This window comes from Halococcus agarilyticus, assembly GCF_000334895.1.
Taxonomy (GTDB): domain Archaea; phylum Halobacteriota; class Halobacteria; order Halobacteriales; family Halococcaceae; genus Halococcus; species Halococcus agarilyticus.
On the sequence record NZ_BAFM01000004.1, the window covers coordinates 75,580 to 96,655 of the forward strand.

Below are 21,076 nucleotides of genomic sequence, written 5' to 3' on the forward strand. Positions count from 1 at the left end.
TGCGCCGGAACCGATCGGTCACGTTCACTCCTCGACCCGGTGGCAGGCCGCCGTGTGACCGGGGGACGCCTCCCGGCTTTGCGGAATCTCGCGCTCGCACGGCGAGGGGAACGCCTCGGCGACGACCGACTCCGCGCGGTCGCGGTTGCCGGCCGCGAGCTCGTCGGCGGCTTCGCGGACGGCGTCGGCCGCTTCCGGCGGCAGGTCGGCGGGATCGCGGGACAGCAGCTGTTCGACGAAGTACCCGGCGACGCTTCCCTCGTCGGTGCCCCGACCTTCCGAACGGAGGCGGTCCTTCGCTGCTTCGCGATCGAGCTCCGCCGAGAGCACCTGATTCCGGAACGAGAACGCGTCGCGGAACTCGTCCTCGGTTCCGGCCCACTCCTCGGGCGGGATCACGACCGGACACCGGGTGTGGAACCGACAGCCGGAGGGCGGGTCCATCGGTGATGGCACCGTCCCTTCGAGGATGATGCGCTCGTCGCGGTCGCCGGGATCGATCCGCGGGACCGCCGACAGCAGCGATCGCGTGTAGGGGTGGGCGGGATCGTCGAACAGCTCGTCGACCGGCGCGGTCTCGACGATCTCGCCGAGGTACATCACGGCGACCCGGTCGGCGACGTGGCGCACCACGCTCAGATCGTGGGCGATGAACACCAGGGAGAGACCGAGGTCGGCCTGGAGCTCGTCGAGCAGGTTCAAGATTTGCGCCTGAACCGAAACGTCGAGCGCGCTCACCGGCTCGTCGGCGATGATGAGTTCGGGTTCGAGCGACAGCGCCCGTGCGATGCCGACGCGCTGTTGCTGGCCGCCGGAGAACTGGTGTGGGTAGCGGGTGGCGTGGCCCGGCTTCAGCCCGACGCGTTCGAGGAGGCCACGTGCACGCTCCGTGCGGTCGTCGGCGTCCGTACCGATGTCGTGGACCTCCATCGGCGCGGTCAGGATCTCGCCGACGGTCTGGCGCGGGTTCAGCGCCGCCAGCGGGTCCTGAAAGATCATCTGGAGGTCGCGGCGATACGGCCGCATTTCGCCGGCCGAGAGTCCGGTGAGCTCCTCGCCGTCGTAGTGGACCGATCCCGCGGTCGCGTCGTCGAGGTTGAGGATCGTCCGGCCGAGCGTCGACTTGCCACAGCCGGACTCGCCGACGACCGCGAGCGTCTCGCCCTCTCTCACGGTGAGATCGACGCCGTCGACCGCCCGGACGGCCGCGTCGTTGCCGACGAGTCGGTCGAGCACGCCGCCGGACTGATCGAAGTGTTTCTTCAACCCCTCGACCGCGAGCAGGGGGTCGTCGGTGCGCTCGTCGGTTCGGGTCGTCTGGAGGCTCATAGCTGCTCCTCCTCGGGTCCACGGCGGAGACAGGCCGCCTCGTGGTCGCCCCACCCCTCGCCGGGCGTCGCCCCGGCGTCGAGGGTCCGTCCGACCGGTCTGAAGTCGGGCGGAACCTCGTAACACTCGCGTTTCGCCTCGGGACACCGCGGCGCGAAGTGGCAGGCGTAGGGGATGTCGATCAGGTCGGGGACGTTCCCCTCGATCGGCTGAAGATCCTCCATCGGGGTGTCGAGTCGCGGCGTGCTGGCGATCAGCCCCTGGGTGTAGGGGTGCTGGGGGTTGTCGAACAGCTCGCGGGCCTCCGCGCGCTCGACGATCTCGCCGGCGTACATCACGTTCACCCGGTCGCAGACCTCGGCGACCACCGAGAGGTCGTGGGTGATGAGCAGGATCGAGGTGTCGAAGGCCTCTCTCAGCGCCCGGAGTTCGTCGAGGATCTGGGCCTGGATCGTGACGTCCAGAGCAGTGGTGGGCTCGTCGGCGATCAGGAGATCGGGCTCGGCCGCGAGCGCCATCGCGATCATCGCGCGCTGGCGCATCCCGCCCGAGAACTCGTGGGGGTAGTCGACCGCCCGGCTCTCGGGTTCGGGGATCTCGACGGTTTCGAGCATCTCGATCGCGCGCCGCCACGCCTCGCCGTCCTTCGCCGCGCCGAGGATCTTGCGTTTGACCTCCGCCGGCAGGCGCGTCGACTCGCCGCCGTGGCCGTGGAGCCGGACCGACTCGGCGATCTGCTCGCCCACCGTCAGGGTGGGGTTGAGGCTGTTCATCGGGTCCTGAAACACCATCGAGATCGCCCCGCCGCGCACCTCGCGGCGCTCGGCTTCGGCCATCGACAGCAGCGACTCGTCGTGGAGCCGGACGTCGCCGCCAGCGATCTCGCCTGGCTCCTCGACGATGCCGGCGATACTGTCGGCGAGCACGCTCTTGCCGGAGCCGGACTCGCCGACCAGCCCCACGATCTCGCCCGATCGAATGGTGAGATCGACCTCGTTCACGGCGTCGACGGTGCCCCGTGGGGTCGGGAACCTGGTGTGGAGCCCGTCGATTTCGAGCAGGCTCATCGTCCCTCGACCTCCCCTTCGCTCACGTCGAAGACGTCGCGCAGCCCGTCACCGAGCGTGTTGAACGCGAGTACGACGATCATGATGGCGAAGCCCGGCATCACGCTGATCCACCACGCCTGGCTGATGAACTGCCGGCCGTCCGACAGCAGGAGGCCCCACGTCGGCGTGGTCGGCTTGACCCCGAGCCCGAGGAAGGAGAGGCCGGCCTCCGCGAGGATCGCGAGCGGGATCATCAGCGTCGCCTGGACGATCAGCGGCGCGACCGCGTTCGGCAGGATCTCGCGGGTCATGATCCGCCGGTCACTCATCCCGATCGCGCGCGCCGCGGTGACGTACTCCTCCTCGCGCAGCGAGAGCACCTCGCCACGGACCAGCCGCGCGAAGTCGTCGATGTACGCGATCCCGATGGCGATGATGACGTTCTGGACGCCAAGTCCGCCGGAGATGGCGATGATCCCGACCCCGAGGATGAGTTCGGGGAACGCCCACTGGAAGTCGACGTACCGCATCAGCGCGCTGTCGATCCAGCCGCCGTAAAAGCCGGCGAGCAGCCCGATCGACGTGCCGAGCGTGAACGCCACCGCGACGGTGGCGAGCGCGACGAGCAGGGAGACGCGCGCGCCGTAGATGATGCGCGAGAGCAGGTCGTGGCCGATCGAGTCGGTGCCGAGGGGATGCCAGACCCGCTCGGTGCCGGGATCGCCGTCGTAGTTGCCGACCGAGTAGCTGTTCGGCTCCTGCATCAGCCCGTAGGTCGCGTCGGGGTCGTGGGGCGCGATCATCGGTGCGAACGCCGCGACCAGCACGAACAGGACGACGACCACGGCCCCGAACAGCGCCAGCTTGTCCGCCAGCAACCCCTCGACGATGCGCTGACGGGTGGTGCGGTGTTCCTCGACCGACTCGTCCGTGTCGCGGTACTCGGGCGGGACGTCCGCCGGCCCCGGTTCGGCGGGCGTGTTCGGCCCGACGCCCGGTTCGGTGGCGTCGCTCATGCCTGCTGCCCTCCCTCGTAGCCGATGCGCGGGTCGATCACGGTGTACACGAGATCGACCGCGAGGTTCGTGAACACCATCACGGCGGCGACCAGCAGGATGACCGCCTGGGTCACCGGGTAGTTGCGGTCGAGCATCGAGTCGACCAGCAGCCGGCCGAGCCCCTGGATGCCGAACACGATCTCGACGGTGACGCTCCCGACGAGCACGAGCGCGAGCTGGATCCCCGCGACCGTGACGACCGGGATCAGCGCGTTCTGGAGCGCGTGCTTGTAGAGGGCGACCCGGCTGGTGACCCCCTTCGCGCGTGCGGTTCGCATGTACGGCTCGTTCATGACTTCGAGCAGCGACGACCGCATCATCCGCATCACGACCGCGGCGTACGGCAGCCCGACCGCGATCCCCGGCAGCAGAATGCTCTTGAGCCACGGCACGATCCCCTCGCTCGGCGGCGTGTAGCCGAAGACCGGCAGCACGTTCAGCCAGACGCCGAACACGAGCGCGAGCAGGATGCCGACGAAGAAGGCGGGCATCGAGACGCCGAGAAACGCCGTGATCGTCGCGACGTAGTCCGCGGGCTCGCCCTTCCGGGTCGCGCTCACGATGCCGGCCGGAACGGCGATACCGAGCCCGACGACGATGGCGAACAGGGCGATCGAGGCCGTCCGCGGTGCGGCCTGGCCCACGAGCGTCGCGACCGGCTGGCTCGTGCTCAGGCTCTGGCCGAACTGGAACGTCGCCATGTCGACCAACCAGTCGACGTACTGGACGTACAGCGGCTGGTTCAGCCCGAGCTCGGTGCGCAGCGCGGCGACCGCTTCCGGGGTCGCCTCCTGGCCGAGCATGGTGCGGACGGGACCACCGGGGATGAGCCGGAGCCCGAAGAACACCGTGGTGGCGACCATCCACATCACGAAGACGGCGTGGGCGACTCGTTTCGCGACGTATCGGCGCATGCTACTCGTCGACCCACGTCGTGTGGAAGTTGCGGAGGTAGGGGATGTGGGTGAACCCCTTCACGTTCGAGCGCTTCGCCGCGATGTCGTCCTGATGCATCAGGTAGGCGTGTGGCACCTGCTCGATCAGCCGGTCTTCGAGCGTCCGGAGCACCTGCTTGCGCTGCTCGCGGTCGGTCGTCCGGCGTTGCTCCGCCAGCAGTTCGTGGACGCGGTCGTCGACGAAGTTGACCCAGTTCCAGACGCCGCCCTCTTCGGGCTTGCGGTAGAAGTTGTACAGCGACTGGTCCGGGTCGGGATCGCCGACACTGCCGCTGATGGTGGTGTCGTAGTTGCCCTTCTCGTAGCGCTCCCAGTAGGTCGAACTCGTGACCTGCTCGATGTTCACCGAAAAGCCCGCCTCGTTCAGCTGCTGGCGGATCGCCTTCGCGCCGCGCAGGTTGCTCTTGGTCGCGAGAATACTGAACGAAGCGCCCATCGCTCCCGACTCCTCCAACAGCTGCTTTCCCCGCTCGGGATCGTGGTTCTGCACCTCGGGCTTGTCGTCGCGCCACACCCAGTTGGTCGCCTTGTTGATCGGGCCGACATCGGGGAGGGCGTTGCCGAAGTACGCCGTCTTCACGAACGCCTCGTTGTCGATGGATTTGGCGATCCCGAGCCGTGCCTTTCGGGAGCCGAACGGTTCGCGGCGCTCGTTCATCGCGAAGCCGTACCAGTTGACGCCTGGCGCGGCGAGCTTGCTCACGCCGTCGGCGTTCTCGACCTTGCTGACGTTCTGGAGCGGCACGAGGTTCGAGAACTCCACGTCGCCGCTCCGGAGCGCGTTGACCAGCGTCGCCGGCTCCGGGATCGGCTGGATGTCCACGCCGTCGAGGTACGGCAGCGAGTTGCCCTCCGCGTCCGTCCCGAAGTAGTCGTCGAACGCGTCGAGCGTGATCCCGGAGCCGACCTGGTGCTCCGTCACCTCGAACGGCCCGGTGCCGACGGGCGTGACCTTGTACTGGTCCGCACCCATCTCCTCGATCGCCTCCTCGTTCACGATGGTCGCGGCGCGACCCGGACCGCGCGACAGGTAGATGAGCGCGGGGGCCATCGCCTGCTCGAACCCGAGCTCGACGGTGTAGTCGTCCTTCACCACGACGCCGCCGTCGTCGACGGGTTTCAGCGTCGTGAGCTTCGAGGCGGCGGGGGCCTCCTGGGAGATGGTCCGGTTGATCGTGTACTTCACGTCCTCGGCGGTGAAGTCGGTCCCGTTGTGGAATTTGACGCCCTCCCGCAGATCGAACGTGTACGTCGTGCCGTCGTTGCTGACCTCCCAGTCCTTCGCGAGATCGCCCCGAACGGTGAGGTCCTGTTCGAGCGTGACGAGCCCATTGAACACGTTGCCGGTGACCTGGAAGTACTGGCCGACGCTGATGTACGGCGGATCGAGCACGTCGATGCTCCCGGTGTACCACGCGGCGGAGAGGCGACCGCCGCGCTGGTTCGACGAGGGCGTCGCCGTCGCTTCGCTGCCGTTCCCACCCGCACCGGATCCGTTGCCGGAGCCACCGGAACCGCCGCCGTCGCTGGAGCCGTTGCCCGAACCGCCGCTGCCGCCGCTCTCGCCACCGCCGCCGGTACAGCCCGCGAGGGCCGCCATGCCCGCCGCACCGAGTAGTTCGATCGTCGTCCGTCTATCGACGACCGGCCCGCTCAGGTCCGCGTCGGTGATGGTGTCATCTGATCCCATGGGACGATGGTACGGAGTGAGACACTTCGCTGTACACCCGAATATAGCCGGGGCGAACGGCGCACGCCTCGCGGGTCCCGAGCAAGGTTCAATTCGGTGGGGTCCGAAGGGGGTCCAATGCGAGAAGTGACTCTCCGGATTCGCCACCACGGCGAGCCCGAGAGCGATCTCAGCGCCGACCATCCCGACCTCACGCTCAAGTCGGTGTCGTCGATGACCGGGAGCGCCGCCGAACGCAAGCGCATCATCGAGATCTCGGGCCCGGCGGCGTCGATCGAGGGGTTCCTCGCCGACTTCACGGCGGCCGACGCCGTGCTCGACGCGTCGCCGCTGACGCCGCTCGACGTCCCGCGGGTGCTGATCGACATCACGTACGACAGCTACCGGTGGGACAGCATCTCCCAGCGCCTCGCCGACATGGGCGTTCACTACCGGACCGGCACGACGATCACCGCCGGCTGGGAGCGCTGGACGGTGTACCTCGACGACGGCGACGACCTCCACGAGATCATCGACTCGCTCGAACGCGCGGGCAACGAGACCGACCTCGTCCGGAGTGTCGAACTCGACGAGGTGAACGAGCGCGAGCAGCTCGAACTCTCCCCGGTCGTCGACGAGCTGACGCGTCGCCAGGCGGAAGTCCTCGGCACCGCGATCGAGCTCGGCTACTACCAGCGCAAGACCGACACCAGCATCGAGGACATCGCCGCCGCCGTCGGCATCGCCTCCACGACGGCGTGGGAACACCTCGCGCGAGCCGAGTCGAAGGTGATGACCGCGGTCGGGAACCACCTCGCCTCAGTCGGTCGCGGGTCCCCGGACCGATAGCACGATCCCGAGCACCGACGCGAGCGACGCGAACACCGCGAGCACGACGAACAGCGCCGTGGGCGAGGCGTACTGGAGCACGACGCCCGCGACCGCGGCACCCAGCGCACCGACCCCGAACACGCCGAGGTAGGTGTAGCCGTACGAGAGGCCGCGAGCACCGGGCGGAGTGTACGCCGCGACGGTGGCCTGGTAGAGCGGCTGGACGACGAACAGGAAGAAACCGAGGGCGAAGCTCACCGCGAGCAACGGCCCCAGCCCGGCGGCGCTCGCGGGAACGAACGCCAGCGCAAGCACCGCGAGCACGCCGAACGCGACCGCGATCCCGCGAGCGTTCTCCATCCGATCGGTCAGCTTGCCGCCGACGTACTGGCCCGCCATCCCGACGGTCAACAGCCCGGCGTAGAGGTATCGTGCGGGTTCGAGGCTCTCGCCAGCCACCTCCACCGGCGCGAACAGCGCGAGGCCGGAGAGGAGGTCGGGGAGGAAGGTGAGCACGCCGCGGTAGTACAGCCCGGAGAGCATGACGACGCCGAAGACGGCGACGAACCACCCCGAGAACAGCGTTCGGGAGTCCACCACCAGCTCCGACACCGAGGTCACGCCGCCGTCCGCGCGGGCGTCGCCCGCGCCGTCGGCTCCGACCGCGGCCGCCTCGTCGATGTCGACCCGGAGCGCGACCAGCGCGGCGGCGAAGGCGGGCATCGCGAGCACGACCACGACCGTCTGCCAGTCGAGCACGAGCAGGAGGAGCGTGGTCATCAGCGGGCCGACCGCGATGCCGAGGTTGCCGGCCATCCCGTGGTAGGCGAACGCGCTCCCCTGCTCGGTGACGCCCTTGCTGAGCAGCGCGAGCCCCGAGGGGTGGTAGACGCTGGCCGCCACGCCCCACAGGACCAGCGCGAGCGCGACGACCCACAGCGAAGGAGCGACGCCGAGCAGCGCGAACGCGCCGCCCATCCCGAGGAGACAGCCCGCGATCAGCCGCCTGGAACCGTACGCGTCCGCGAGGACGCCGCCGGGCAACGCTCCGATCCCGAACAGCGCGTAGCCCGCCGAGACGACCACCCCGATCGCCGCCTGGGTGGTCCCGAACTCGGCGAGCCAGACCGGCACGAGGATCGGAATCGAGAGCTCGAACGTGTGGACCATCGCGTGCGCCAGCATGGCGAGCCCCACGATGGTCCGATCGTTGTCGTTCATTCGTGCGTCGTTCGTTTCGATCTATACCGGCCGATGACCTAAACCGTGACCCGGATGGAGCCGGGGTTGTCCGTCGAGCAGCGAGGGATCATCGCGGGGTCAGGTCCGACCGCCACGCCCGATCCCGCCAGGCCTCACGGGCCTCAAAGGACCGGTGTGACCGACGCGCCGACGTAGAGGACGACGACGAGGAACACCCAGACCACGTCGACGAAGTGCCAGTACAGCGATACCGTGGCGATCGAGGTGTCGCGGCCGGGCTCGTACTGGCCGAGGTGGGCGCGCGCGACGAGGATCCCCAGGAGAACGGTCCCGAGCGCGACGTGGAGGCCGTGAAGTCCGGTGAGCGCGTAGAAGGCGCTCCCGAAGATCCCCGATGTGATGGTGAACCCCTCGACCACGACGAGCTCGTGGTACTCGTAGACCTGGCCGGCAACGAACAGCAGGCCGAGCACGAGCGTCGTCACGAGCAAGAACCCGAACCGCCGGTCGTTGCCCTCTTCGAGCGCCGAGTGAGCGTAATGGAGCGTGAAGCTGCTCACCACGAGGAGCGCGGTGTTCACCACCAGCACCGTGCTGAGGAGTGGCGGGATCTCACCGGGCGGCCAGCCGCCCGCCCGGATGAAGAAGTAGTAGATGAACCCGCCGGCGAAGGTGAACACGTCAGTTCCGAGAAAGAGGAGCATCGCCGCCCGGAGCGGCCCCGGTTCGCGCCCCTCGGTGCGTGTCCGGAAGTCGGCGATGAACGCCTGATACAGCCAGCCGAACAGCCCGATCAGGAAGACGAGCCCGCCGCCACCGATCACGCTTGGCCCGACGAACCCGGGAACGAGCGCGACCTCGCCGTGGCCGAACAGGTAGAGTCCGGCCCCCAGATAGAGCCCGGTGGCCCCGATCGCACAGACGATCGGCCACCACGACGACTCGCTCCGCCCGAGCGGGAAGTCCATGCCGACGGGCGGCTCGTGGGTGTCGTGTTCTTCGGTCTCGCTCGCCGATCCCATACCGTCGGTTGTGTGCAGGCCAGCAAAAACCCCCTGGCTGTGCGTCACCGATGGGGCGGCCCGTGGGTCGGCCGCCGGTCGATCGGTCCGACGCAGGCGGCCGATTTATCTGCCGACCGGACGTACCCGAATCGACCGATCGATCATGTCCGCACCGAACGCGTCGGCCGTCGTCTCGCCCTCGTGGCGGGTCGCGGTCGGCCTCGTCGCCGCCACAGTTGGCTTTCTCGCCGTTCTCGTCGGCGTCGCGCTCTACGCGTGGGGCGAGATCCACACGGTGTATCGCGTGCCGACGCTGGTCGTCCCAGTGATAGGTCTCGCGAGCGTCGTCGCCGGGAGCGTGCTGATCGGGCGCGAGCGCACGAACGGCTGAGATCACGCTCAGACGGCGCAGCACGTTGTAGAGATGTTTATAAGTCGGTCGATCCGATATCGCCGAACACCTCATCTGTTCGATAAAGTGTGTAGACTGAGCGCCTAAACGGTTATATCAACGTCACACATCGAGCATGATATGGTGAGCTTGCTTCGAATACTAACCAAAATATATCATTATTCGCATCCCGTGATCGGGTTCTGTGGTCTGACAGCGACAGTCGTACTATACAGCCCTGGAACTCACCTGATCACTGTCGGGCCGATGCGCTTGGACGTTTTCTATATTGTAGTGATCGCGTTCGGATCGTTGCTGATACTGTCTGCGATCGATAAGTATGACCCCGAAGAGTACGGTCTCGGTTCGTCGAAGGCTGATAGATAGTGTTTCGCCGCTGGGACATCGAGAAGCGACGAACGGTTGTGTGATTTTCACGATACCTTCGATCGGCGAGCTACGCCTCGTCGTCCGCGTCGGGTCGCTCGCCGGTCGCGAACGCGGCGATCGCCGTGGCGGTCTCGGAGTGGCCCGTTTTCTGGCTCTCGGCGATGATCCGCCCGGTGAGATACGTGGTTCCCGTGAGCACGACGAACGGCACGACGAGGAGCGCCTGGCTGACCACCGTCGCGATCGGGGTCGAGCCGACGGTGGTGACGGCGAACAGCAGGACGAAGAACAGCAACATGCCGAGCGGAATGACGTTGACGGTGAGATCGAGCAGCGTTTCGCGGTCGAAGACTCGCTCTGCCATCGCCGATGCGTACACGCCGAAGCGTCATGTAACTACCGAGAGACGCGTGGTCGACGGTTCCCCGCTTCCGTCCCGGATCGTCGTGGTCGGAACAAGGGGAACTATTTGTGTACCCGCCGAGCAGACGATGCATGGGATTCACGCCGATCGAGGAGTACGGGGTCATCGGGAACCTCGAGACCTGCCCGCTGATCGGGAGCGACGGCTCGATCGACTGGTGCTGTTTCCCCCACATCGAATCGTCGAGCGTCTTCGCCGGCATCCTCGACGAGGACGGTGGAGGGCACTTCGCCATCCAGCCGAGCGGCGAGTTCGAGTCGAGCCAGGAGTACGTCACCCGAACCAACGTGCTCCGGACGACCTTCGAGACCGATTCGGGGACGATGGTGGTGACCGACTTCATGCCCGTGGCCGACGGGGTGGAGCTCGGCCACACAACGAGTGCGATCTACCGGAAGGTGGCCTGCACCGAGGGCGACGTCGAGTTCGACGTCGAGTTCGATCCCCGCTTCGACTACGAGCGCGTCGGCACCACGGTCGAGCAGACCCACGAGGGCGTCCTCGCGCGTGGCAACGGCGAACAGCTCTACCTCTGGAGCCAGGCGTCGTTTCACGCCTCCGAGGGCGAGGAGGAACACGCCGAGGCGACCGAGACCCTCCACACCGACGAGACGATGTGGTTCGTGCTCCAGTACAACGACCGCGAACCGATCGACGCGGCCGACTGCGCGGCGCTGCTGCGCGAGACCATCGACTACTGGCAGGACTGGACCCACCAGTGTCTCGACGAATCGGGCTGTCCGTTCGAGGGCCCCTACCACGACGACGTGATCCGTTCCGGCCTCGTGCTTCGGCTGCTGATGAACCCCCAGACCCACGCCATCGCGGCCGCGCCCACGACCTCGCTGCCCGAGGAGGTCGGCGGCGTTCGTAACTGGGACTATCGGTACGCGTGGATCCGCGACGTCTCCTACACCATTCAGGCGCTCAACGAACTCGGCCACGAGCGCGAGGCGCGCAACGGGTTCGACTGGTCGCTCACGATGTGTCACAAGGACGATCCGGGCGAGATCGGCTACCCGCTCTACGGCCTCCACTACGAACCGGAGATGGTCGAGGAGGAGCTGCACCACTTCACGGGGTATCGGGGCTCCAAACCCGTGCGGGTCGGCAACGCGGCGGGCGACCAACAACAGCTCGACACCTACGGCGAACTCCTCACCGCGATCTACACCGCCACCGACTACGGTGCGGAGATCTTCGCGGGCGAGTGGGAGGTCTTGGCGGAGATGATCGAACACGTCTCGGGCGTCTGGATGAACGAGGACAGCGGCATCTGGGAGGTCCGGAGCGAGCCGAAACACATCGTCCACTCGAAGGCGCTGTGCTGGGCGGCGCTCGACAGGGGGATCAAGATCGCGGAGGACAACGAGTTCGACGCGCCGATCGAGCGCTGGACGGGTGAGCGCGACGCGATCCGCGAATCCCTGCTCGAAGAGGGGTTCGACGAGGAGCTCGGCTGCTTCACCCAGACGTACGAGGGCGAAACCGTCGACGCGGCCGCGCTCAGACTCGGCAGCGTCGGCTTTCTCCCGTTCGACGACGATCGAATGCAGGCCACGATCGACGCCGTGATGGACCACCTCATGACCGACGACGGGCTCGTAATGCGCTACGAGGGCGACGACGGCCTGCCAGGCGAGGAGGGAGCCTTCGTGCTGTGTTCGTTCTGGCTGGTCGAGTGTCTCGCGCTCTCGGGCCGCGTCGAGGAGGCCCGCGAGGTCTTCGAGGACGTGATGGAACACATCAGCCCGATCGGGCTGTTCGCCGAGGAACTCGATCCGGGAACCGGCGAACACCGCGGCAACTTCCCTCAGGCGTTCAGCCACATCGGGCTGATCAACGCCGTGCTCTACCTCAACGAGGCCGAGCCGGGCGAGGTCATCGACCCTCTCGATCGGTGAGAGCGAGATAGCGGGATCGGTCGGAAGGAAGCGAAAGCGCGGATCCGGTTTGACGACGGCGTTACAGCCCGTTGCGCCCCGCCGCGAGCAGCGTCCCGGCGAGCACCGCGACGACCGCGATCACGGAGCCGAAGCCGGGCCCGCTGCCCGAGCTGGTCGTCGTCGCGGTTCCGCCGTCGCCGGCCGTCCCGGCGTCGCCGTCGGCTGCCGCAGCAGTCGTTTCGTCGGTCATCGTCGCGTCGTTAGTCTCGATCGAGGTCGCGCTAACGGTCGTTTCGTCGGCAGTCGTTCCGGCCATCGTCGTCTCGGCGCTCGTCCCGGCAGTCGTCGTTGCGGCCGTTTCGCCGCCGTCGGTGGCCGCTGTCGTGTTCTCGGTTTCACCATCGGCCGTGGCCGCGGTCGCGTTCGTCGACGTGCGGTTCGCGGGCCCGATGGCGGCGTTCGTCAGGTTCGCCGCCGCCATCGCGTCGGGGTGGAGCTGTCTGGCGATCGCGGTCAGCGAAAGCACCACCCGCGGTGCGGGCTGGTTGATGTAGCTGTTGTTCACGACGACGGTCTGGTTCCCCTGGACGGCAGTCGTGTCCGCCCACGGCGTCCCGTTGGGCACCACCGCCGGGCTGGAGACGACGAGCCACTCGGGGTCTTGCTGGGCGACGACCTCGTCGCTGATCTCCTTGTACCCCTCGATGCCCGCGCTCGCCGCGAGGTTCTCGCCGCCAGCGGTCTCGATCACCGAGCCGATGAACGTGTCGTTGCCCGCGACGAAGCCGCCGCCGAGCAGGTAGAGCGTCCGTGGCGTGGACTCGTTGCCGACCGTCTCACGGATCGCCTCCACCCGCGTTTCCATCGCGTCGGCGGTGCGGTTCGCCTCTTCGCACGCGCCGACCAGCTCGCCGGTGAGCCGCGTCTTCTCGGTGACGTCCTCGATCGAGCCGGCGAACCCGAACCGGAACACGGTCACTCCGGCGCTGCGGAGGCGTTCGACCGTCGCGTTCGGGACGACGTTCGGCGCGAGCACGAGATCGGGTTCGAGCCCCACCACCGCCTCGACGTTGACGTACTGCTGGCCCGCACCCGAGACGTTGGTTCGGGTCTCGGCCCCGTCGAGGTAGGTGGCGTACTGCGTGACGCCCACCACCTTCTCCCGCGCACCGATCTCCCACATCGTCTGGGCCGCGCTCGGCGAGAGCGTGACGATCGACTCGGGTTCACCCTCGACGGTGACGTCGGTACCGGTCGCGTCGGTCGCCGTCGTCGGGAACGAGCAGGTCGCCTGAGCCGCGACATCCGCCGTCGCTGCCGGTCCGTCCACGGTCGAGGTCGTCTGTACACCGGTCGTCGCCGCGGCCGGGCCGATCGCGCCGACCAGCACCGTCGCGACGAGGAGGATCGAGAGGAAGTCCGTTCGCATGGACGGACGGTACCGCTGATACAATAAATATTTACCTAAAGCAACCCGGGTTGCAGTCATGGGAACCGGGACGCGAGCCGAGTCCGGGACCGCGGCCCCCGAGGGCGAGCCGGGCACGGACGCCGCCGTCGGGGCCTCCGGCGTGGTCCGACGCACCGTCGCGTGGTCCGCTGGCCTCACGGTCGCGCTGATCGCGGTGGTGCTCGCGAGCGCGACGATCGGGCCGGTCGGGATCGGGTACGGCGTGGTCGCGAGGGCCGTACTCGACGCGCTCCCGTGGTTCAGCTTTCGCGTCCCCGATACCGCGGCGACCATCGTGCTCGGCCTCCGGCTGCCCCGGATCGCGCTCGCGGCGGTCGTCGGGTTCGCGCTCGCGAGTGCGGGCACCGTGATGCAGGGCTTTTTCAGGAATCCGATGGCCGACCCCTCGATCATCGGGGTCTCGACCGGCGCGGCGGTCGGCGCGGTCGCCACCATCGTGTTCCCGCTCGCGGTCCCGTTCGGGCTCGGGCTCCACGGGGCGGCCTTCGTCGGCGCGCTGGTCGCGGCCTTTTCGGTCTACGCCATCGCCACCGAGAACGGCCGAACGCCGGTCGCCACTCTGCTGCTCGCGGGCGTCGCGATCCAGACCTTTCTGGGTGCGGTGATCTCGTACATGACGATCAACGCCGGCTGGAGCATCCGGCGGGTGGTCTTCTGGCTCTCGGGGAACCTTACTAACAGCACGTGGGGGAACGTCGTCACGACGCTGCCGCTCGCGCTCGTCGCGTTCGGGATCCTGCTCGCGTACGCCCGCGACCTCAACGTCCTCCTGCTCGGCGAGGCGGACGCCCACGCGCTCGGGATCGAGGTCGAGCGCACCAAGCGCGTGCTGCTCGCGGTGTCGAGCGTGCTGACGGCGGCCGCGGTCGCGGTCGCGGGCGTGATCGGGTTCGTCGGGCTGATCGTCCCCCACGTGATGCGGCTGCTCGTGGGTCCCGACCACCGCATCCTGCTGCCGACCAGTGCGCTCGCCGGCGGGGGCTTCCTCGTCGCCGCCGACACCCTCGCGCGGTCGGGGGCCGCCGAGCTCCCGGTCGGGATCGTGACTGCGGCGGTCGGCGCGCCCTTCTTCCTCTACTTGCTCCGCCGTCAGGAGGTCCACGCGCTGTGATCGACGTCGAGGACCTCTCGATCGCGTTCGGCGACGTCGCGGCCGTGAGCGACGCCTCCCTCGACGTCGATCGCGGCGAGGTCGTGGGCCTCGTCGGGCCGAACGGTGCGGGCAAGACCACCCTGCTGAGCGCGATCAACGGACTGATCGACCCCGCGAGCGGAAGGGTTCGGATCGACGGCGACCGCGCCGGGAGCCTCTCGGCACGCGCGATCGCGCGTCGAGTGGCAACCGTACCCCAGGAGACGAATCTCTCCTTCGCCTTTCCGGTCCGCGAGGTGGTCGCGATGGGCCGAACGCCGTACCGCTCACGATTCGAGCGCGCCTCGGAGAGCGATCGCGAGCACACCGCACGCGCCATGGAGCGAACAGGGACGAAGCGCTTCGCCGACCGCGCCATCGACGAGATCAGCGGCGGCGAGCGCCAGCGCGTGATTCTCGCCCGCGCGCTCTGCCAGGACCCCGAGGTACTCCTGCTCGACGAGCCGACCGCCAGCCTCGACGTCAACCACCAGGTGCGCACGCTCTCGCTCCTCGGCGAGTTCGTCGCCGACGGCCGGGCGGCGCTGTGTGCGATCCACGACCTCTCGCTCGCCGCCCGGTTCTGTGACCGGCTCGCCCTGCTTTCCGAGGGTCGTGTGGTCGCCACCGGTCCTCCAGAATCGGTGCTGACCGAGACCCACGTCGAGCGCGCGTTCGACGCCGACGCCGCCGTGACCCGCCACCCCGTCACGGGTGCGGTCGACGTGACCGCAACGGCCGACCGCCCCGAGCGTGACGTGCGGGTTCACGTCCTCGGCGGTGGCCGGGCGGGCGCGCGAGCCGTCGCCGCGCTCGCCGACGCCGGTTTCTCGCTGTCGGCGGGCGTGCTCCCGAACGGCGACGTCGCGCTCGAAACCGCCGATGCACATGGAGTCGAAACCGTCACCGCCGCGCCGTTCGCGCCGATCGACGAGCACACTCGTGAGCGTGCTGCGGCGGCGGTGCGGGCGGCCGACGTCGCGGTGCTCGTCGGGGGCGGCGAAACGAACCGCCGGCTCGCCACCGACGCGAGGCGATTGGTGATCGTCGAAGGTGAAGCGTCGGAAACCGCCGCCGAGGGGAGCGCGAGTGTGGCCGCCGATCGCCCCCGGCCCGCGTGCGTCGTCGGCGTCGAGGGAGTCGTCGCCGGGGTCGAGACGGCGTTCCACGCTTCGAGCGGTCCCGAGCGGCCCGAGGCGGCGGCCGACGACTGAGATCACTCCTCGACGAACCGATCGTAGGCGAGGTCGGCGACCCGCGTCGCGACCACGAGTGGCGGGAAGACCGAGAGCGCAGCCAGAAGTGCCAGCGTGAACTCCCGACTCGATGGTGTGCCCGATGCGGTGAGGCGTTCGACGTACGCGAACAGTGCTTCGTGGAACAGCGCGACGAAGGGGGCGAACACCACGACGACGGCGACGAGCCTGGTCGCGGTTCGTGGGTGGACGTCGTGGACCGACCGCGGTGGTGAGGGCGCGGTCACGACGTGGCCTGGCCCGCGCCCGCCACCCCGCGCCCCGCGGTCGTGGCGGCTGACTCGCTGAGCTGTGTGGTCACGAGCCCGGTCACGTGCTCGGGATCGGGGACGTCGCTGAGTGCGAGGTTCACGCCGCCCGAGCCGGCCGTGTACACCGCGACGTCGCCGTACGAGAGGAGGCGCTCGGTCAACGACTGCTCGAACGCGGTGTTCTGGATCCGGTCGATCGGCACGCGCGTGACCCGGATCGAGAACACGCCCGTCTTCTCGTAGATCGCCTTCGTCGTGAACACGTACCGGGTGCCCCAGCGGACGAGGTACACCCACGCGACGATCGCGATCCCGAGCGGAACGAGGGCGAAGGCGAGCCGTTCGGGCACGCCCTGAATCGTGACCTCGCGGGGGAGCCACGCACCGAGCAGGCTCAGCCCGAACCCCACGAGGATCGCGGGCGTCGCCGGGGCGAGGCTCGGCGTGCCCGCCCAGAGCACCTCCTCGTCGGCGGTGAGCGGGAGCCACCCGGTCGACTCGACGCCCGAACTCATCGGGGAACCAACGGCGAGCACGGACTTACGCGTTTTCGTCCGCCGCGGGTTCGGGGCGGAGTCGATCGGCGATCGGCGAACGTTTGTCACGGACGGTCGCCCGAGTACGAGGCGTTTTTATCTCTCGGCATGGGAGAACCGCCACGATCGGATGCAAGGGACAGCGCTCCGCGGGACGACGATCCGAACCACGAGCCGGCGATCGGTGCGGAGAGCGACGGCCGTCGCCGCGATGGGGGCCACGGCACGGCCATGACGGCGTCGGGTTCGCCGTCGGTCTCGATCATCATCCCCACCTACAACGAGCGCGAGAACATCGAGCGCGTCGTCGATCGCTGCCAGGCGGCGCTCGACGGCTACCGCTTCGAGATCGTGGTCGTCGACGACGACTCCCCCGACAAGACCTGGCAGGTCGTCGCCGACGCGTACGACGGTGCGGAGACGGTGCGGGTCGTCCGCCGCACCGAGGAGTCGGGGCTCGCGACCGCGGTCTCGCGCGGGTTCGACGAGGCGACCGCCGAGCTGTGCGCGGTGATCGACGCCGACCTCCAGCATCCCCCCGAGAAACTCCCCGAGCTCGTCGCGGCGTTCGACACCGGCGCGGACATCGTGATCGGGAGCCGCCACGTCGCCGGCGGCGGGGTCGAGAACTGGTCGCTCGCCCGCCGGATCGTCAGCCGCGGCGCGATGGCGATCGCGAAGCTCGCGCTCCCGCCGACACGGGGGATCTCCGACCCGATGAGCGGCTTCTTCGCGATCCGGCGCGAGATCATCGACGGCGTCGCGCTCGCGCCCACCGGCTACAAGATCCTGCTCGAAGTCCTCATGAAATGCGAGTACGACCGGATCGCCGAGGTTCCCTATGTCTTCACCGAGCGCGAGCGCGGCGAGTCGAAGCTCACCGCCGACGAGTACCTCGACTTCCTCACTCACGTCTACGATCTCCGGCGCGACGAGCGTGGCGGATGCGAGCGGGCGATCCCCGTCACGGTCGAAGGCCGGCGGTAGCTTCGGACCGACCGCCGATCGCTCGTCGTTCGAACGACGGCGAACGATCGGCAGCCGTCCCGAAGCCAATTAGCCGACGAACCAATAGCCCTAAACCGGGTCCCGACGTTCGATCCGGGTAGCACATGGCTCCGCTCTCCCGCCAGCGACTCGGGACGCTGTTGATCCTCCTCGCGGTCGTGGGCGTCGTCGGATCGTTCGCGGTGAGCGCGGCGACCGCACCCAGCGCCGGGACGGGATCGGCGAACGACTCCGCCGACCGCGGCCGGACGCTCGTCGGGATGCAGGCCGAGGGCCGGGTCGCGATGCTCGACGCGAACGGCGATCCGCTCTGGCGGATCGGCAGCGAAACCGTCGATTACTTCGACGTCACCATGCTCGACAACGGCAGCGTCCTCGCGGGGTTCGTCGCCGAGGACCAGGAGGAGTGTGGCCAGTACGAAGCGCCGTGCTCCCGCACGGGCTTTCGGCTAATCGATCCGGAGCCCGAACCGACCGTCGCGAACGAGTGGTCGTTCCCGGTGCGCACGAAACTGAACAGCGAGGTCCACGACGTCGAGCCGTTGCCCTCCGGCGAGTACCTCCTGACCGACATGGAGTACGAGCGGATCCTCACGGTCGCCCAAAATGGTTCGATCACGTGGCAGTGGAACGCCAGCCAGCACTACGACGCGCCGCCCGACGTCACACGCACCGACTGGCTCCACATCAACGACGTCGATCGGGTCGGTGACGGCCGGTACATGGTGTCGGTCCGGAACGCGAACCAGCTGTTGGTGATCGAGCGCGGCGAGGGCGTCGTCGACGTGATCAACGAGGACGAGGAACGGGGCAACGACGCCAACTGTAAACGCCGAGGCGGGCTCGCCGACTACAGCAACGACAGCGGCGGCGACGTGCGGTGTGGCGATCCCGAGGTCATGGACCACCAGCACAACCCGCAGTCGATCGACGACGGCGCAGTTCTCGTCGCCGACAGCGAGAACGACCGCGTGATCGAGCTTCACGAACAGAACGGTAGCTGGGAGGTCGCATGGGGCGTCGACACCTCGAACGGCGTCCGGTACGACTGGCCGCGCGACGCCGACCGGCTGCCGAACGGCAACACGCTGATCACCGACTCGCGGAACGATCGGGTGGTCGAGGTCACGCCGAACGGCACGACAGTATGGAAAGCCGACACCGGGCGGTGGCCCTACGAGGCCGAACGACTGCCCTACGGCGAACTCATCAACGACGACCGGCTCACGCGGCTCGACAGCAACGGCGACACGCCGACCCGGGGGACCGACTCCCCCCTCCCGTTCGTCGACCGGGCGTACGCCGGGCTCTCCTTCGTGGTCTCGCTGCCCACGTGGTTCCAGCCGTGGCACATCGGCGTGGTCGCGGTCGCGGTCGTCTTCGTCGTCGTCGGGAGCGTGCTGGTCGTGAGCGCGCGGTGGAACCGATAACGGGACTCGGCCGCCGGCCGAGACGCCATCGCCGCCCTCCGGATCCGGGGGACGGGAGTGGTAATATACGCCGAGCATACGCAGGCCGCGAGGACTTTCTCGATCCGCTCGACACACCGAGTATGGGGAGTGGAACGTACCCGACGAACGAGAGCGGGATGCCGGTGTGCGCCCGTCCTGAGGAGGACGAACAGCCGTGTCTGGAGGAGGTATCGGTTCCCGGAGCACCCTGCGAGGCCCACCGTGGCCGGAGCCCGATGGTCGACGAGCGGATCGTCTGGCGGCCACGGGACCCGCAGTGGACCCTGAGCACGACGAACGACGAACGACCGATCGAAACGGACGGCACGAACGGGAAGGTCAGCCGGTAGCGCGGACGCGAACGGGTTCTATTCGATGTAGCCGAGATCGCGGAGCCGTTGCTGGACGTCCTCGTCGCGCTCGGTCGCCTCGGTGTCGGCGATCTCGATCGCCGCGAGGCGGTCGTCGAGCGCGGCGCGGAGCGCGTCCCAGTCCTCGCCGGTCGGCTCCGTGATCGGGTCGCGTTCGCCGGGATCGTCGCGACGATCGTATCCCTCGATCCCGTCGTTAGTGTAGATGAGCTTCCGTTCTGGCGTTCTGACCGCGACCTGGAGCGCGTCGGGCGCGAGCCGGCCGGGTTCGGTCGGCGTCGAAGCGACCTCGCTGATCGCGAGTTCGTCGTCGAGGCCGTCGCCCTCGATCGCGGGCCGAAGCGATCGACCACGGTAGCTCGCCGGGAGATCGACATCGGCGTAGTCGAGGATGGTCGGCGCGATGTCGATGTGACGCGCCTGCGTGTCGACGGTATCGGTGTTCACGTCCACGTCGGCCGGTGGCCGGACCAGGAACGGGACGTGAGTCAGCTCGTCGTGGAGGTTGGGTTCGTGGCCGACCTGGCCGTGCTCGAACAGCGCCTCGCCGTGGTCGGCGGTCACGATCACGAGCGTGTCGTCGTCCACGCTTTCGAGAAGTGTGCCCGCCTTCTCGTCGGCGTGGCGGACCGACGCGGCGTACAGCCCCCGAACGACCTCGCGCTCGCGCTCGGTGAACGACTCGGGTTCGTGCTGGGCGCGCGTCACGAGCTGTGCGGGGCTGTCCTCGATCGCGGGCACGCCGACCGCCTCGCGGTGGCGTTTCGGCGGCGTGTAGGGGGCGTGGGGTTCGAGCAGGTGGGTCCAGACGAACGCCTCGTCGTCGGCGCTGTCGAGCGCCTCGCGCGCGACCTCGATCTCGGCGGCGTCGCCCGTCACCGTTCGAAGCGGTTTCTGGGCGTAGCGGTAGACGTACTGGGCGGCGCGGTAGACGGGGTGATCGAGCGAGAAGTTGTCGAGCAGGAACTGGCGGGCGGGTTCGAGCCCCGGCAGGCCGAACTCGCCGACGTCGCGGTACTCGGTGTACCCCCGGCCGTAGCCGTACTTCTCGCCGAGCCACGGGTTGGCGTGGACGCCGACCGATCGCCAGCCCGCTCGCGAGAGCGCCTCGCTCACCAGGGTCCGGTCCTCGCTCAGCCGTTCGTATCCTCCGTGATCGAGCGGGAGCGTCGAGGTGAAGACGGATGGGAAAGCATAGGGCGTCGCGGGGCCGTGGCTCACACCCTCGGTAAAGACGACGCCGTCCTCGGCGAGCCGCGCGAGATTGGGGGTGTGATCGCCGACGGCGTCGGGCACGAACGAGGCGTGTGACGCGCGCCACGCGTCGATGGTCAGGAGGAGAACCTTCATTGTCCCGACGAACCGCTCGGTCGGGGATTTATCTTACTATCCGCGAACTGCCCGTCCGTC

At 68.4% G+C, this 21,076-nt stretch carries 20 protein-coding genes; 8 read left to right on the top strand and 12 right to left on the bottom strand.

Annotated elements, in window-relative coordinates:
* Positions 1–24: 24 nt before the first annotated feature.
* From TX76_RS04535 to TX76_RS04555, 5 genes are read right to left on the bottom strand one after another with little or no spacing between them, the layout of a single operon-like run.
* Positions 25–1,329, bottom strand: a complete 1,305-nt coding sequence (locus tag TX76_RS04535; protein WP_049899588.1) for an ABC transporter ATP-binding protein — start codon at positions 1,327–1,329, stop codon at positions 25–27.
* Entirely contained in the window at positions 1,326–2,396 is a 1,071-nt protein-coding gene (locus TX76_RS04540) for an ABC transporter ATP-binding protein (protein ID WP_049899589.1), read from the bottom strand. The genes TX76_RS04535 and TX76_RS04540 overlap by 4 nt, the downstream gene beginning before the upstream one ends.
* A complete protein-coding gene (locus TX76_RS04545) occupies positions 2,393–3,394 on the bottom strand; it encodes an ABC transporter permease (protein WP_049899592.1) in 1,002 nt (333 codons plus the stop codon). The genes TX76_RS04540 and TX76_RS04545 overlap by 4 nt, the downstream gene beginning before the upstream one ends.
* Positions 3,391–4,350 (bottom strand): ABC transporter permease, encoded by a 960-nt coding sequence (locus TX76_RS04550; RefSeq protein WP_049899595.1) that lies wholly within the window; start codon positions 4,348–4,350, stop codon positions 3,391–3,393. Before TX76_RS04550 ends, TX76_RS04545 begins: the two co-directional genes overlap by 4 nt.
* A gap of 1 nt (position 4,351) precedes the next feature.
* Positions 4,352–6,082 carry an ABC transporter substrate-binding protein gene (locus TX76_RS04555; RefSeq protein WP_049899596.1) on the bottom strand — a complete coding sequence of 577 codons (1,731 nt, stop codon included), beginning with the start codon at positions 6,080–6,082 and terminating at the stop codon, positions 4,352–4,354.
* Positions 6,083–6,199: 117 nt separating this feature from the next.
* Between TX76_RS04555 and TX76_RS04560 the strand changes: the two genes are divergently transcribed.
* Entirely contained in the window at positions 6,200–6,910 is a 711-nt protein-coding gene (locus TX76_RS04560) for a helix-turn-helix domain-containing protein (RefSeq protein ID WP_049899597.1), read from the top strand.
* On the opposite strand, the gene TX76_RS04565 is transcribed toward TX76_RS04560, so the two are convergent.
* The gene (locus TX76_RS04565; protein WP_049899599.1) at positions 6,881–8,113 is read right to left on the bottom strand and encodes an MFS transporter; all 1,233 of its coding nucleotides are present in this window, start codon (positions 8,111–8,113) and stop codon (positions 6,881–6,883) included. The genes TX76_RS04560 and TX76_RS04565 overlap by 30 nt on opposite strands.
* 143 nt (positions 8,114–8,256) lie before the next feature.
* Positions 8,257–9,117: a cytochrome c oxidase subunit 3 gene (locus tag TX76_RS04570; protein WP_049899601.1), complete on the bottom strand. Its 861-nt coding sequence runs from the start codon at positions 9,115–9,117 to the stop codon at positions 8,257–8,259.
* Between the two features lie 145 nt (positions 9,118–9,262).
* Here TX76_RS04570 and TX76_RS04575 point away from each other — a divergent pair, with 145 nt between their 5' ends.
* Positions 9,263–9,490 carry a hypothetical protein gene (locus TX76_RS04575; protein ID WP_049899604.1) on the top strand — a complete coding sequence of 76 codons (228 nt, stop codon included), beginning with the start codon at positions 9,263–9,265 and terminating at the stop codon, positions 9,488–9,490.
* 457 nt (positions 9,491–9,947) lie between these two features.
* Here TX76_RS04575 and TX76_RS04585 read toward each other — a convergent pair whose 3' ends face one another.
* Entirely contained in the window at positions 9,948–10,244 is a 297-nt protein-coding gene (locus TX76_RS04585) for a DUF6684 family protein (RefSeq protein WP_049899609.1), read from the bottom strand.
* Between the two features lie 131 nt (positions 10,245–10,375).
* On the opposite strand from TX76_RS04585, the gene TX76_RS04590 reads away from it, so the two are divergent.
* Positions 10,376–12,208 (top strand): glycoside hydrolase family 15 protein, encoded by a 1,833-nt coding sequence (locus tag TX76_RS04590; RefSeq protein WP_049899612.1) that lies wholly within the window; start codon positions 10,376–10,378, stop codon positions 12,206–12,208.
* Positions 12,209–12,269: 61 nt separating this feature from the next.
* Here TX76_RS04590 and TX76_RS04595 read toward each other — a convergent pair whose 3' ends face one another.
* Positions 12,270–13,619 (bottom strand): PGF-CTERM-anchored ABC transporter substrate-binding protein, encoded by a 1,350-nt coding sequence (locus TX76_RS04595; protein ID WP_154019001.1) that lies wholly within the window; start codon positions 13,617–13,619, stop codon positions 12,270–12,272.
* A gap of 58 nt (positions 13,620–13,677) precedes the next feature.
* On the opposite strand from TX76_RS04595, the gene btuC reads away from it, so the two are divergent.
* Both btuC and TX76_RS04605 read left to right on the top strand, forming a co-directional pair.
* Positions 13,678–14,772 carry a vitamin B12 ABC transporter permease BtuC gene (btuC, locus tag TX76_RS04600; protein ID WP_049899614.1) on the top strand — a complete coding sequence of 365 codons (1,095 nt, stop codon included), beginning with the start codon at positions 13,678–13,680 and terminating at the stop codon, positions 14,770–14,772.
* On the top strand, positions 14,769–16,007 hold the full coding sequence (locus TX76_RS04605; RefSeq protein WP_049899616.1) for an ABC transporter ATP-binding protein: 1,239 nt from the start codon (positions 14,769–14,771) through the stop codon (positions 16,005–16,007). The genes btuC and TX76_RS04605 overlap by 4 nt, the downstream gene beginning before the upstream one ends.
* Before the next feature lie 2 nt (positions 16,008–16,009).
* On the opposite strand, the gene TX76_RS04610 is transcribed toward TX76_RS04605, so the two are convergent.
* Both TX76_RS04610 and TX76_RS04615 read right to left on the bottom strand, forming a co-directional pair.
* Positions 16,010–16,276 carry a hypothetical protein gene (locus tag TX76_RS04610; protein ID WP_049899619.1) on the bottom strand — a complete coding sequence of 89 codons (267 nt, stop codon included), beginning with the start codon at positions 16,274–16,276 and terminating at the stop codon, positions 16,010–16,012.
* Complete coding sequence (locus TX76_RS04615) at positions 16,273–16,815, bottom strand: PH domain-containing protein (protein ID WP_049899621.1); 543 nt, start codon at positions 16,813–16,815, stop codon at positions 16,273–16,275. Before TX76_RS04615 ends, TX76_RS04610 begins: the two co-directional genes overlap by 4 nt.
* Positions 16,816–16,944: 129 nt before the next feature.
* Between TX76_RS04615 and TX76_RS04620 the strand changes: the two genes are divergently transcribed.
* The 3 genes from TX76_RS04620 (at position 16,945) to TX76_RS04630 (ending at position 19,645) form a co-directional block, all read left to right on the top strand.
* Positions 16,945–17,823, top strand: coding sequence for a polyprenol monophosphomannose synthase (locus TX76_RS04620; protein ID WP_228842303.1), 879 nt, complete (start codon positions 16,945–16,947; stop codon positions 17,821–17,823).
* A 125-nt stretch (positions 17,824–17,948) separates the two neighbouring features.
* Complete coding sequence (locus TX76_RS04625; protein WP_049899622.1) at positions 17,949–19,274, top strand: arylsulfotransferase family protein; 1,326 nt, start codon at positions 17,949–17,951, stop codon at positions 19,272–19,274.
* Positions 19,275–19,396: 122 nt separating this feature from the next.
* Positions 19,397–19,645 carry a hypothetical protein gene (locus TX76_RS04630; protein WP_228842304.1) on the top strand — a complete coding sequence of 83 codons (249 nt, stop codon included), beginning with the start codon at positions 19,397–19,399 and terminating at the stop codon, positions 19,643–19,645.
* A gap of 18 nt (positions 19,646–19,663) precedes the next feature.
* Here TX76_RS04630 and TX76_RS04635 read toward each other — a convergent pair whose 3' ends face one another.
* A complete protein-coding gene (locus TX76_RS04635; RefSeq protein ID WP_049899624.1) occupies positions 19,664–21,016 on the bottom strand; it encodes a sulfatase in 1,353 nt (450 codons plus the stop codon).
* Positions 21,017–21,076: the final 60 nt, after the last annotated feature.